This is a genomic window from Nonomuraea glycinis (assembly GCF_014646515.1).
Lineage (GTDB): Bacteria > Actinomycetota > Actinomycetes > Streptosporangiales > Streptosporangiaceae > Nonomuraea > Nonomuraea glycinis.
The window spans coordinates 16382-29504 of sequence record NZ_BMNK01000008.1 but is presented as its reverse complement, the minus strand read 5'-3'; the positions used below and the strand labels follow the sequence as shown (position 1 = coordinate 29504).

Sequence of the window (13123 nt, the reverse complement as noted above, 5' to 3'; positions counted from 1 at the left end):
TTACTCAGGAAATCCTATAGTTCGCGTGGGTGCGCGCCGCAGAATTCCCTCGACGCCGGGTTTGGGATCCGCCCCGCGCGCGGACAGCCAGGCCAGCCCGTAGCGGTCGGCGAAGGCCGTCAGCTTGCGGGCGTCGGTCTCGCTCAGATCGTCCGGATCCTTCAGTACGCAGGTCAGTGCCAGCCGCCGCCAGGCGTGCTCCGGATCGGCCAGGTCGTGCGCCCGCGCGAGCTGGGTGCGCGCCGCGTGCAGGGCCAGCGCCACCCGCTGCATCCGCCCCTCGGCGGCGGTGTGCGGCTCGATGTCGGCCAGCAGGTTGACGGCCCCGATGTCGGCTCCGGCCTTGCGGGTGAGGCGCAGCGTGTCCAGGTCGCGGGTGGCGATCCCGTACGGGCGCAGCGGCAGCGTGAAGCTGACCCGCAGCCGCCGCTCCTGCTGCATCGCCCTGATGGCTCGCGCCCGCCGCACTGCCGTCGCCGCGTGATCTTCACTGTCGGTACGGAGGTCGAAGTCGATGTAGTCGGCGTCGAAGGCGCCCACGACACGGCGGTAGGCGGCGGCGAGGGCGCCCGGCCTGGTGCAGGTGGCCGCCGGCTCACCCCCGTCGGGACCACCGAAGATCAGCCCGGCGTCGCCGCCCCTGGCGCGCAGGCCGCCGATCCGCTTGGCCACCGGGTCGTGGCCGAAGTCCAGCCGTCCGGCCCATCGCGAGGTGCACCCGTCGGGGCCCGCGACCAGGTGGCCGAGTGCGTACCAGCGCACGCCGCTGCGGCGCGCGTCGGCCGGCAGGTCGAAGCCCGGCTCCGCCGCGGTGTCGACGAAGCGGACGTAGGTGGACCGTCCCAGCAGCGCGGCCGGGGCCGGCCCGGCCGACGACGGCGCCGGCCTGGGGACGGTGAGCTGGAGGGTGGCCCGCGCGGGCAGCAGCGAGATCGCCACCGCGGTGGCCCCGGCCAGGGCCAGCGCAAACAGGACCGCGAAAGGGCGCGGGAGCATGCCCGGACGCCTCTTACGCCGTGATGCCGACATAGGTCACTCCGGGTGTTCGAGCGGCTACAGAGTGCGCTTGGGGGTGGACGCTAGCAAGCGTTCGCGGTGTCGCGGGGGCAATCTCCGGATGGCGTCCGTTATGAGCGGATAATGGCGTCATGAAGTTGCGAATCTTCACCGAGCCCCAGCAGGGGGCCACCTATAACGATCTCCTCGCCGTGGCCAAGGCCGCCGAGCGCCTGGGGTTCGACGCGTTCTTCCGGTCCGACCACTACCGGCGCATCGGGGAGGGCGACCCGGGTCCCGGCTCCACCGACGCCTGGATCACCCTGGCCGGGCTGGCCAGGGAGACGTCCACGATCAGGCTGGGCACCCTGGTGAGCCCGGCCACGTTCCGGCTGCCGGGCCCGCTGGCGATCAGCGTGGCCCAGGTGGACCAGATGAGCGGCGGCCGGGTGGAGCTGGGCATCGGCGCGGGCTGGTTCGACGCCGAGCACACCGCCTACGGCATCCCGTTCCCGCCGTCGGGGGAGCGGTTCGGCCGCTTCGAGGAGCAGGTCGAGATCGTCAAGGGGCTCTGGACGGCCGAGAAGTCGTTCTCCTACGACGGCCGCTACTACCGGCTCGTCGACTCGCCCGCGCTGCCCAAGCCGGCCCAGCGGCCCAACCCGCCGATCATCATCGGCGGCGTCGGCGCCAAGCGCACGCCCCGGCTCGCCGCGGCCTTCGCCGACGAGTACAACGTGCCGTTCCGTACGCTCGACGCCACCGGCGAGGCCTTCGGCCGGGTACGGCAGGCGGTCCAGGAGACCGGCCGTACCGTCACGCTGTCGGCGGCGCAGACCGTCTGCGTCGGCCGCGACCAGGCGGAGCTCGAGCGGCGTGCGGCCGCCATCGGCACGGACCTGGCCGAGCTGCGCGAGAACGGCCTGGCCGGCAGCCCCGCCGAGGTGCTGGAGAAGATCGGCCGGATCGCCGAGCTCGGCGCCGAGCGCGTCTACCTCCAGGTGATGGACCTGGCGGACCTCGACCACCTGGAGCTGATCGCCGCGGAGGTGCTGCCGCACGTGTAGTGACTAATACGATGGCGGCCCTTTGTCCGGCTGGGGCAGACTTGGGCGGTGCTTCTGACGATCTCCACGACGGCCCGGCCCGCCACCGACCTGGGTTTCCTGCTGCACAAACATCCCGACAAGGTGCAGCGGTTCGGGCAGTCGTTCGGGGAGGCCACCGTGTTCTACCCCGAAGCCGGCGACGAGCGCTGCACCGCGGCGCTGCTGCTGGACATCGACCCGGTGGCACTGGCCCGGTCGCGGGGCAAGGGCTCGCCCGACTTCAGCCTGTCCCAGTACGTGAACGACCGGCCCTACGCCGCCTCCTCGCTGCTGGCGGTGGCGCTGGCCGATGTATTCAGGACCGCGCGGGCCGGGCGGTGCGCCTCCCGGCAGGAGCTGGCCGACACGCCGCTACCGCTGGAGATCCGGCTGCCCGCGCTGCCCTGCCGAGGCGGGCCCGAGCTGGCGGAGCGGCTGTTCGCGCCGCTCGGCTGGCGGGTCGAGGCGCAGCCGGTGCTGCTCGACGAGGGCTTTCCCGAGTGGGGCGACTCGCGCTACGTCCGGCTCGCGCTGAGCGGCACCGTCCGGCTCGCCGACGCGCTCAACCACCTGTACGTGCTGCTGCCCGTGCTCGACGACGGCAAGCACTACTGGATCGCCTCCGACGAGATCGACAAGCTGATCCGGGCCGGTGAGGGCTGGCTGCGCGACCACCCGGAGCGCGCCATGATCACCCGGCGCTACCTCGGCCGCCGCTGGGCGATGGCGCGCACCGCGCTGGCCCGCCTGGCCGAGCTGGGCGACGAGCCCGAGGAGCGGCTGGAGCCCGCGGTGTCCGAGGAGGCCCCGGCGGAGGAGACGGCCGCCGACGAGGCGGCGGCGGCCGAGGCCGAGGCCCAGGCGGAGCAGCCCGAGGCCCAGGCGGAGCAGCCCGAGGCCCACGCGGAGCAGCCTGAGGCCCAGGCGGAGCGGCCCGAGCCTGGAGCCGCCGGGCCGGATGCCACAACGTCCGAGGCCCAGCAGGAGACGCCCGAGTCCGATGGCGCCGAGTCCGATGGCGCTGATCTTGAGGGTGCCGGGGTGGTGAAGCGGGCGCCGCTCAACCTGCAGCGGCGGATCGCCGTACTGGAGACGCTGGAGGAGCTCGGTGCGACCAGCGTGATCGACCTGGGCTGCGGGAAGGGCGAGTTGGTCGGCGCGCTGCTGTCCAGGCCGAGGTTCGCCCGCGTGGCCGGGATGGACGTCTCGTCGATGGCGCTCACCATCGCCGCCCGCAAGCTCAAGCTGGACCGGATGCCCGACGGCAAGCGGGCCAGGCTCACCCTCTTCCAGGGCGCGCTCACCTACACCGACAAGCGGCTGTCCGGCTATGACGCGGCCGTGCTCATGGAGGTCGTCGAGCACGTCGACCCGCCCCGGCTGGCCGCGCTCGAACAGGTCGTGTTCGGGCATGCCAGGCCCGGTCACGTGCTGGTGACCACGCCGAACATCGAGTACAACGTCCGCTACGAGTTCCTGACCGGGCTGCGCCACCCCGACCACCGTTTCGAGTGGACCCGCGCCGAGTTCGCCGCCTGGGTGGCCCGGGTGGCCGGTCGGTACGGCTACCGTGCCACCGTCAGGCCCGTGGGCGAACCAGATCCTGACCTCGGCCCGCCCACCCAGATGGGAGTGTTCGTCCGTGATTAGCATCCCCGAGCTCTCCCTCGTCGTGCTCGTCGGCGTCTCCGGCAGCGGCAAGTCGACGTTCGCCGCCAGGCACTTCAAGCCGACGCAGATCATCTCGTCGGACTTCTGCCGCGGCCTGGTCTCCGACGACGAGAACGACCAGTCGGCCACCCCGGCGGCGTTCGACCTGCTCCACCACATCGTCGGCGTGCGCCTGTCCAGGGGCCTGCTCACCGTGGTCGACGCCACCAACGTGCAGTACGCCGCCCGCAGGAGCCTCATCGACCTGGCCAAGAAGCACGACGTGCTGGCCGAGGCGATCGTCCTGGACGTGCCGGAGGAGGTGGCCGTCGAGCGCAACTCCACCCGCCCCGACCGCGACTTCGGCGCCCGGGTGGTGATCCGCCAGCGCAAGGACCTGCGCCGCTCGCTCGGCAAGATCTCCCGCGACGGCTTCAGGAAGGTGCACGTCCTGCGCGGCGTCGAGGAGATCGACCGCGCGGAGATCGCGTACGAGAAGGGCTGGACCGACAAGCGCGAGCTCACCGGCCCGTTCGACATCATCGGTGACGTGCACGGCTGCCGCGCGGAGCTGGAGTCGCTGCTCGCCCGGCTCGGCTGGGAGGGCCTCACCCACCCCGAGGGCCGCACGGCCGTGTTCGTCGGCGACCTGGTGGACCGCGGCCCCGACTCGCCCGGCGTGCTGCGCCTGGTCATGAGCATGGTGGCGGCCGGCACGGCGATCTGCGTGGCGGGCAACCACGAGGCCAAGCTGGCCCGCGCCCTGCAGGGCCGCAAGGTCACGGTGGCGCACGGCCTGCGCGAGTCGCTCGACCAGCTCGCCGCCGAGCCGCCGGAGTTCGTCGCCCGGGCACTCGCCTTCATGGACGGCCTGCTCAGCCACTACGTGCTCGACGGCGGCCGGCTCGTGGTCGCGCACGCCGGACTCAAGGAGGCCTACCACGGCCGCGCGTCCGGCCGGGTCCGCGCGTTCGCCCTGTACGGCGACACCACCGGCGAGACCGACGAGTACGGCCTGCCGGTCCGCTACCCGTGGGCCGAGGAGTACCGCGGCCGGGCCATGGTCGTCTACGGCCACACGCCCACCACCCGGCCCGAGTGGGTCAACAACACGATCTGCCTCGACACCGGCTGCGTCTTCGGCGGCAGCCTCACCGCGCTGCGCTACCCCGAGCGGGAGCTGGTCCAGGTGCCCGCCGAGAAGGTCTGGTACGAGTCGGTCAAGCCACTCGCCGGACCGGCCCGTGACCCGGCGCTGCTGGACATCGGCGACGTGCGGGGCACCCGGCACATCGAGACCAGGTTCGCCGGGCGGATCAAGGTGCACGAGGAGAACGCGGCCGCGGCCCTGGAGGTCATGAGCCGGTTCGCGGTGGACCCGCGCTGGCTGGTGTACCTGCCGCCGACCATGGCGCCGGCCCAGACGTCCGCGCTCGACGGCTACCTGGAGCACCCGGACGAGGCGTTCGACGAGTTCGCCGCGGCCGGGGTCGGTGAGGTGGTGTGCGAGGAGAAGCACATGGGCTCGCGGGCGGTGGCCGTACTCGCCCGGACTCCCGAGGCGGCGCTGAAGCGGTTCGGCGTCGCCGGCGGCGGCGCCGTCTACACCCGCACCGGCCGGCCGTTCTTCACCGACCTGGAGCCGCTCGTCGAGCGGCTGCGCGAGGCGTGCGAGCCGCTGTGGGAGGCGCTCGGCACCGACTGGGTGGTGCTCGACTGCGAGCTGCTGCCCTGGTCGGCCAAGGCGGGCGAGCTGATCAGGAGTCAGTACGCCTCCGTCGGGGCCGCCGCGCGGGCCGCGCTGCCCGAGGCGGTGTCGGCGCTGGAGGCGGCGGCCGGGCGCGGGCTCGACGTGGGCGGGCTGCTGGCACGCACCCGGCAGCGGGCCGGCAACGCCGCCCTGTTCCGGGACGCGTACGCACGCTACTGCTGGCCGGTCGACGGCCTGGACGGGGTGCGGCTGGCGCCGTTCCAGATCCTGGCGTGCGAGGGCAGGGCCACGGCCCTGGAGCCGCACGCCTGGCACCTGGAGACGCTGGCGCTGCTCGACTCGCCCATGATCACGCAGACCCGGCACGTCGTCGTCTCCCTGGACTCCGCGCGGTCGCGGGCCGAGGCGGTGGCGTGGTGGGAGTCCATGACCGCGCAGGGCGGCGAGGGCATGGTGGTCAAGCCCGCCGCGCACGTGGGCGGGCGGGTCCAGCCGGGCGTCAAGGTCCGGGGCAGGGAGTATCTGCGGATCATCTACGGCCCTGACTACACCGAGTCGCTGGACGTACTGCGCAGGCGTTTTCTCGGCAAGAAGCGCTCGCTCGCGCTGCGCGAGCACGCGCTCGGCCTGGAGGCGCTCGCGCGGCTGGCCGAGGGGGAGGCGGGCTGGCGGGTGCACGAGCCGGTCTTCGGGGTGCTGGCGTTGGAGTCCGAGCCCGTGGATCCGCGCCTGTGACCGCCGACCGGCACCGCCCCGGGTACCTCCGCCGTCGCCTCGTCAGGGCCCTGCTCCTCTACGGGCTGGCGCTGGCGGTGGCGGCGGTGGCCGTCGCGGTCTTCTGGATCACCCGCTGAGATCGGGTGATCGGGACATCACGCACGGTGTCCAGGGGTAGGCCCTTCTCTCCGGGGAAGGGATCGGTATGGCTACTGATCATGTGCGCCAGGAGAATCTGCGCCACGTCGTCTTCATCGCGGCCTCGGCGGCCATGGGCGGATTCCTGTTCGGTTACGACAGTTCGGTGATCAACGGCGCCGTCGTCGGTATCCAGCGTCATTTCCAGGTGGGCCCGGTGGAGATCGGTGTGGTGGTCGCCATCGCGCTGCTCGGCTCGGCCGTGGGCGCGTGGATCGGGGGCGGGCTCGCCGACCGGTGGGGGCGGACCAAGTCGATGCAGGCGGCGGCGATCCTGTTCGCCGTCAGCTCGATCGGGCAGATGCTCCCGTTCGCCGTCTGGGACCTGACCGTGTGGCGGCTCCTGGCGGGGTTCGCGATCGGGATGGCGTCCGTGCTCGGTCCCGCCTACATCGCCGAGGTGGCGCCCGCCGCCTACCGCGGCAGGCTGGGCTCGTTCCAGCAGCTCGCGATCGTGCTCGGCATCGCCTGCTCCCAGCTGGTCAACTATGTGCTCGTCCGGGTGGCGGGCGGGGACGTGAACAACGTGCTGTGGGGGCTGCAGGCCTGGCAGTGGATGCTGGGGGCGTGCGTCGTGCCGGCTCTGCTCTACCTCCTGCTGGCCTCGGTCATCCCCGAGTCGCCCCGCTATCTCGTCATGGCCGGCCGGCACGAGCAGGCTCGTCAGGTGCTGAGCCAGGTCGAGAACGCGGACGTGGACGTCGACGCCCGCGTGCAGGAGATCAGGCACGTGCTCAGGACCGAGGACCGGCCGACGGTGAAGGACCTGCGCGGGCCCGCGCTCGGACTGCTGCCGATCGTCTGGATCGGCATCGTCCTGTCGGTCTTCCAGCAGTTCGTGGGCATCAACGTGATTTTCTACTACTCGTCGGTGCTGTGGCAGTCGGTGGGCATCAACCAGGCCGACTCCCTGCTGATCAGCTTCTCCAGCTCGGTCATCAACATCATCGGCACCTTCATCGCCATCGCCCTGGTCGACCGGATCGGCCGTAAGCCGCTGCTGCTCATCGGCTCCGCCGGGATGGCGATCTCGCTGGCCACCGCCGCCTTCGCCTTCAGCTCCGCCAGGACCGTCGGCGGGGAGGTCTCGCTGCCCGATGTGCAGGGCCTGGTCGCGCTGATCGCCGCCAACGCGTTCGTGCTGTTCTTCGCGCTGTCGTGGGGCGTGGTGGTCTGGGTGCTGCTAGGCGAGATGTTCCCCAACCGGATCCGAGCCGCCGCCCTGGGTGTCGCGGCGGCGGCTCAGTGGGTGGCGAACTGGCTGATCACGGTGACCTTCCCGGCGCTGTCGGCGTGGAACCTGCCGCTCACCTACGCCATGTACGCGCTCTTCGCCGTGCTCTCCTTCCTCTTCGTGGCCAGATGGCTCAAGGAGACCAAGGGCCGGCGGCTCGAAGAGATGGGGTGACACTCAGTCCCGGCGGTGGCGGTGCAGGCGCCGGCTGACGAAGGTGAAGATCATCGCCGATATCCAGACGAAGAACAGCACCTTGAACACGCCGGCCCCGCCGAAGATCAACCCCAACATCACCAGGACGAACAGGAACGGCAGGATCGGGCCGGGGCCGTGGTGACCACGCCAGGGGGGACCCGGCCGGCCGCGGTGGTGCGCCTCCCGGTGCTGGTGGTGCAGCGCCCGCATCTGCTTGCGCTGCGCGCGCATCGCCTCCCGCCAGTCGTTCGCGTCGTGCGGCGCGGCCGGCTCGCGGTAGCCCGGCACCTGGCTGCCCGGCAGGTCGGCCGTCACGTGGACCAGTTCGCCGACGGTGCGCGCCGCCAGGGTCTGGTCCAGGCGCTCGTCGAGCTCCTCGTGGTTCAGGCGGCCTGCCGCGAAGTGCTCGCGCAGGGCGGCCATGGTCTGCTCGCGCTCGGCGTCGCCGATGCGGAGATCGTTAGGGTCCATGCCGGATTGATTCCTCTCTCCGAGCCCGCCTGCCAGTGCGGCACTGGTCACGCCGGTCACTCCTCGCCCGGGTCGCCGTCGGCCAGGATCTGGTAGAGCTTGCGCCGGGTCTCACCCAGAGTCTTACGCGCTTCGCGGATTTGTGCGTCACTTCCGGTCTGCAGAATCTGCATCATCGCGAACGCGGACTGCCGGGCGGTGTCCCACAGGTCCGCCGTGTTGTCGTCGATGTCGGGCCGCATGTCGTCCCACGGGGCGCTGACCTCGTCGGCGTGCGCGTCGATGTAGGCCTGGCCGGACTCGGTGAGCCGGAACGTCTTGCGGCCTTCGTTCTCGACGGAGATGACCAGGCCCTCGTCGGTGAGCTGCTGCAACGCCGGGTAGACGGCGCCGGGGCTGGGCTTCCAGCCGCCTTCGCTGCGCTCGGCGATCTCCTGGATGATCTGGTAGCCGTTGCGCGGCTCCTCGGCCAGCAGTGCCAGGATCGCGGCGCGGACGTCGCCCCGCTTGGCCTTGCGCGGCCTGCCGCCCCAGCCTCGGTGCCCGCCGAACGGTCCGGGCCCCCAGGGGCCTCGCCCGAAGTCGAACGGGAACTGGCCGGGCCCGCGCCTGCCGCGGTGCCGGTGCTCGTGCGGGCCGCCGTGGTGGTGCTCGCGTCCCTGCTCGAAGGCGCCGGCCACGGCGTTGATCGCCTCACGGGCGGCCTTCTTGAACTCGTGCTTGTCGGGCCAGGGCCCGCCCGCCGCTTGTGCGTACGTCATCTGAGGTTCTCCTTCTGAGACTGTTCTCGACTCTTCAAAGATATATCTTTGGCATGTCGTTGGCAATGCGATCCGGCAAGTGAGACAGATCACCAAAAACTTCAGGAATCCGGGAACAGGATGGGGTGGGGGGCCGTTGTTCAGAGCAGACGAGGTCGTTCCGCGTCGGCAGGGCTGGGGGGTGCTGTCGCCGCGGAGACGACCTCGTCTGCGTTTCCGGCGAGTTTGGCGTACAGTCCGATCATGATGGGCCACACTCATGCGCTCACGGGGGCCATCGCCTGGCTGGGCCTGGCGCCGCCGTTGGCCGCGTTACCGCTGCTGAACGAGTCCTCACGCTTCATCGAGACCGGGATCATGGCCGCCGCCCTGGGCCCGACCGAGCTCATCGCGGGAGCGATCATCTGCGCGGGCGCCGCGATGCTGCCCGACCTCGACCACCCCAGCGCCACGATCGCCCAGACGTTCGGGCCGGTCACCTGGATGCTGAGCAAGGCGGTGTCCTGGGCGAGCGGGGGGCACAGAGGCGCCACGCACTCGCTGGCCTTCGCGGTGGCGATCGGGTTCGGCGCGCACTTCCTGGCCAACACCTATCCGATCGGCCGCGACATCATGGTCGTGCTGCTCATCGGGCTGGCCCTGCGCGCGCTCGGCATCGGCATCCCGGGCAAGAAGATCGCCTCCGCGCTGGTCAACATCGGGCTCACCGCCGGGCTCTACGCCGTCTTCATGTCGCAGGGGGTGGGCTACGCCTGGCTGGGGCTGGCCGTCGGGATCGGCAGTTTCGCGCACGTGGTGGGCGACTGCCTGACGGAGCGGGGCTGTCCGGTGCTCTGGCCGCTGTCGGTCAAGTTCCTGCTGCCGTGGAAGATCGGCATCAAGACCGGCAAGAAATTCGAGCAGAAGATCCTCGCCCCGGTGCTCTCGGTCGCCATCGTCGGCCTGCTGTTCTGGCGGCTGGCACCGGTTTAACTTGATGTCGAGATACTTTTCGAGATATCTTGACATCGAGACATCCGCCGCGACCTGGACTTAGGGTCACCTAATGTGCTGATCGTTTCCGAGGTGCGGCAGGATTCACTTAGCAACTGTCTATGGAGGAGGCGAACCACCGTGTCCGCGAACAGCTTCGGCAGCCGTGACACGCTACGCGTCGGTGACGCGAGTTATGAGATCTTCCGGCTGGATGCCGTCGAGGGCGCTGCCCGCCTCCCGTACAGCCTGAAAATCCTGCTGGAGAACCTCCTCCGCACCGAGGACGGCGCCAACATCACCGCCGACCACATCCGCGCGCTCGGCGGCTGGGACCCCACGGCCGCGCCGAGCGTGGAGATCCAGTTCACCCCCGCCCGCGTCATCATGCAGGACTTCACCGGCGTGCCCTGCGTGGTCGACCTGGCCACCATGCGCGAGGCCGTCCGCGACCTGGGCGGCGACCCGGCCCGCATCAACCCGCTGGCCCCCGCCGAGATGGTCATCGACCACTCGGTCATCGTCGACTACTTCGGGCACCCGGACGCTTTCCGGCGCAACGTCGAGCGCGAGTACGAGCGCAACCGCGAGCGTTACCAGTTCCTTCGCTGGGGCCAGACGGCCTTCGACGAGTTCAAGGTCGTCCCGCCCGGCACCGGCATCGTCCACCAGGTCAACATCGAGCACCTGGCCCGCGTCGTGATGACCAGGGACGGCAAGGCCTACCCCGACACCTGCGTCGGCACCGACTCCCACACCACGATGGAGAACGGCATCGGCGTCCTCGGCTGGGGCGTCGGCGGCATCGAGGCCGAGGCCGCGATGCTCGGCCAGCCGATCTCCATGCTGATCCCGCGCGTCCTCGGCTTCAAGCTCAGCGGCAAGCTGCCCGCCGGTGCCACCGCCACCGACCTGGTGCTGACCATCACCGAGATGCTGCGCAAGCACGGCGTGGTCGGCAAGTTCGTCGAGTTCTACGGCGACGGCGTCGCCTCCGTGCCGCTGGCCGACCGCGCCACGATCGGCAACATGAGCCCCGAGTTCGGCTCCACCTGCGCCATCTTCCCCGTCGACGGCCAGACCATCGACTACCTGCGCCTGACCGGCCGCTCCGAGGAGCAGATCGCGCTCGTCGAGGCCTACGCCAAGACCCAGGGCATGTGGCTCGACCAGTCGGCGCCCGAGCCGGTCTTCTCCGAGTACATCGAGCTCGACCTCGGCACCGTCGTGCCGTCGATCGCCGGCCCCAAGCGCCCGCAGGACCGCATCGCGCTGTCGGACGCCAAGCGCGCCTGGCGCGCCGCCGTCAAGGACTACGCGCCGGCCGACCTGGGCCCCGTCGACGAGGCGTCCGACGAGTCCTTCCCGGCCTCCGACTCCCCGGCGATCAGCCACAACGGCGCCGGCGACCAGCCGCACGCCGCCCACCTCAACGGCTCGCGGCCGCACAAGAAGGTGCCGGTCACGCTGGCCGACGGCACCTCCTTCGAGATCGACCACGGCATCGTCTCCATCGCCGCGATCACCTCGTGCACCAACACCTCCAACCCGTACGTCATGCTCGGCGCGGCCCTGGTGGCCCGCAACGCCGTCGAGAAGGGCCTGACCCGCAAGCCGTGGGTCAAGACCTCGCTGGCGCCCGGCTCGCAGGTCGTCACGGGCTACTTCGAGCGCTCCGGCCTCCAGCCGTACCTCGACAAGATCGGTTTCAACCTCGTCGGCTACGGCTGCACCACCTGCATCGGCAACTCCGGCCCGCTGGAGCCGGAGATCTCCGAGGCGATCCAGGCCAACGACCTCGCGGTCACCGCCGTGCTGTCCGGCAACCGCAACTTCGAGGGCCGGATCAACCCCGACGTCAAGATGAACTACCTGGCCTCGCCGCCGCTCGTGGTCGCCTACGCGCTGGCCGGGACCATGGACCTCGACCTCGACACCGAGCCGCTCGGCACGGGCGCCGACGGCAAGCCGGTCTACCTGCGCGACATCTGGCCGTCGCCCGAGGAGATCACCGAGGTGGTGCACTCCTCGATCGGGCGCGACATGTTCGTGCGCGACTACGCCGACGTCTTCGAGGGCGACGACCACTGGCGCTCGCTGTCCATCCCGACGGGCGACACCTTCGAGTGGGACCCCGACTCCACCTATGTGCGCAAGGCCCCCTACTTCGAGGGCATGCCGGTGGAGCCGGAGCCCGTCACCGACATCGCCGGCGCCCGCGTGCTGGTCAAGGTCGGAGACTCGGTCACCACCGACCACATCTCGCCGGCCGGCTCCATCAAGGCCGGCACCCCGGCCGCCGAATACCTGCGCGAGCACGGCGTCGAGGTCAAGGACTTCAACTCCTACGGCTCGCGGCGCGGCAACCACGAGGTGATGATCCGCGGCACCTTCGCCAACATCCGCCTGCGCAACCAGGTCGCGCCGGGCACCGAAGGCGGCTACACCCGCGACTTCACCCAGGCCGACGCGCCGGTGTCGTTCATCTACGACGCCTCGGCCAACTACGCCTCGGCGGGCACGCCGCTGGTCGTGCTGGCCGGCAAGGAGTACGGCTCCGGCTCCTCGCGCGACTGGGCGGCCAAGGGCACCGCGCTGCTCGGCGTCCGCGCCGTCATCGCCGAGTCCTACGAGCGCATCCACCGCTCCAACCTGATCGGCATGGGCGTGCTCCCGCTGCAGTTCCCCGAGGGGGTCACGGCGGAGTCGCTCGGGCTGACCGGCGAGGAGACGTTCGAGATCAGCGGCGTCACCGCGCTCAACGAGGGCGGCATCCCGCGGACCGTGCACGTCAAGGCCGGCGACGTGGAGTTCGACGCGGTGCTGCGCATCGACACCCCCGGCGAGGCCGACTACTACCGGCACGGCGGCATCATGCAGTACGTGCTGCGCGGCCTGCTCGCCAAGTCCTGACCGCGCGTCCAGGCGTCCCGGGCCCACGCTCCGGCCATGAGCCGGGGCGCGGGCGCCGGGGGCCCGGCCGCCTGGCGGCAGGGCACGGGCGCGATCCTCAGCCGCCCGCATCGGGGGCAGCCCATCACCCGGTCAAGGGGAGCCGCCAGGCGGACATCACCGCCTGGCGGCTCTTTGGCGTCCCGGCGGTGGCGCGCTCGGGAGCTCCCCAATT

Annotated in this window: 10 protein-coding genes; 7 read left to right on the top strand and 3 right to left on the bottom strand. The window is 71.1% G+C overall.

Annotated elements, in window-relative coordinates:
* A complete protein-coding gene (locus IEY87_RS22760) occupies positions 1–996 on the bottom strand; it encodes a glycoside hydrolase family 18 protein (RefSeq protein WP_189140783.1) in 996 nt (331 codons plus the stop codon).
* Between the two features lie 152 nt (positions 997–1148).
* Here IEY87_RS22760 and IEY87_RS22755 point away from each other — a divergent pair, with 152 nt between their 5' ends.
* From IEY87_RS22755 to IEY87_RS22740, 5 genes are all read left to right on the top strand, one after another.
* Entirely contained in the window at positions 1149–2063 is a 915-nt protein-coding gene (locus IEY87_RS22755; protein ID WP_189140782.1) for an LLM class F420-dependent oxidoreductase, read from the top strand.
* A gap of 48 nt (positions 2064–2111) precedes the next feature.
* The gene (locus IEY87_RS22750; RefSeq protein ID WP_189140781.1) at positions 2112–3734 is read left to right on the top strand and encodes a 3' terminal RNA ribose 2'-O-methyltransferase Hen1; all 1623 of its coding nucleotides are present in this window, start codon (positions 2112–2114) and stop codon (positions 3732–3734) included.
* Positions 3727–6180, top strand: a complete 2454-nt coding sequence (locus tag IEY87_RS22745) for a polynucleotide kinase-phosphatase (RefSeq protein WP_189140780.1) — start codon at positions 3727–3729, stop codon at positions 6178–6180. Before IEY87_RS22750 ends, IEY87_RS22745 begins: the two co-directional genes overlap by 8 nt.
* Positions 6177–6299 carry a hypothetical protein gene (locus tag IEY87_RS46740; RefSeq protein ID WP_263652528.1) on the top strand — a complete coding sequence of 41 codons (123 nt, stop codon included), beginning with the start codon at positions 6177–6179 and terminating at the stop codon, positions 6297–6299. Before IEY87_RS22745 ends, IEY87_RS46740 begins: the two co-directional genes overlap by 4 nt.
* A gap of 68 nt (positions 6300–6367) precedes the next feature.
* Positions 6368–7768 (top strand): sugar porter family MFS transporter, encoded by a 1401-nt coding sequence (locus IEY87_RS22740; RefSeq protein WP_189140779.1) that lies wholly within the window; start codon positions 6368–6370, stop codon positions 7766–7768.
* Positions 7769–7771: 3 nt separating this feature from the next.
* Here the strand turns inward: IEY87_RS22740 and IEY87_RS46735 are convergent, their stop codons facing one another.
* Both IEY87_RS46735 and IEY87_RS22730 read right to left on the bottom strand, forming a co-directional pair.
* On the bottom strand, positions 7772–8263 hold the full coding sequence (locus IEY87_RS46735) for a DUF1707 SHOCT-like domain-containing protein (protein ID WP_189140778.1): 492 nt from the start codon (positions 8261–8263) through the stop codon (positions 7772–7774).
* A 56-nt stretch (positions 8264–8319) separates the two neighbouring features.
* Positions 8320–9024 carry a PadR family transcriptional regulator gene (locus IEY87_RS22730; RefSeq protein WP_189140777.1) on the bottom strand — a complete coding sequence of 235 codons (705 nt, stop codon included), beginning with the start codon at positions 9022–9024 and terminating at the stop codon, positions 8320–8322.
* A gap of 243 nt (positions 9025–9267) precedes the next feature.
* On the opposite strand from IEY87_RS22730, the gene IEY87_RS22725 reads away from it, so the two are divergent.
* Both IEY87_RS22725 and acnA read left to right on the top strand, forming a co-directional pair.
* Positions 9268–9996 (top strand): metal-dependent hydrolase, encoded by a 729-nt coding sequence (locus tag IEY87_RS22725; protein ID WP_189140776.1) that lies wholly within the window; start codon positions 9268–9270, stop codon positions 9994–9996.
* Positions 9997–10137: 141 nt separating this feature from the next.
* Complete coding sequence (gene acnA, locus IEY87_RS22720) at positions 10138–12909, top strand: aconitate hydratase AcnA (RefSeq protein ID WP_189140775.1); 2772 nt, start codon at positions 10138–10140, stop codon at positions 12907–12909.
* Positions 12910–13123 lie beyond the last annotated feature (214 nt).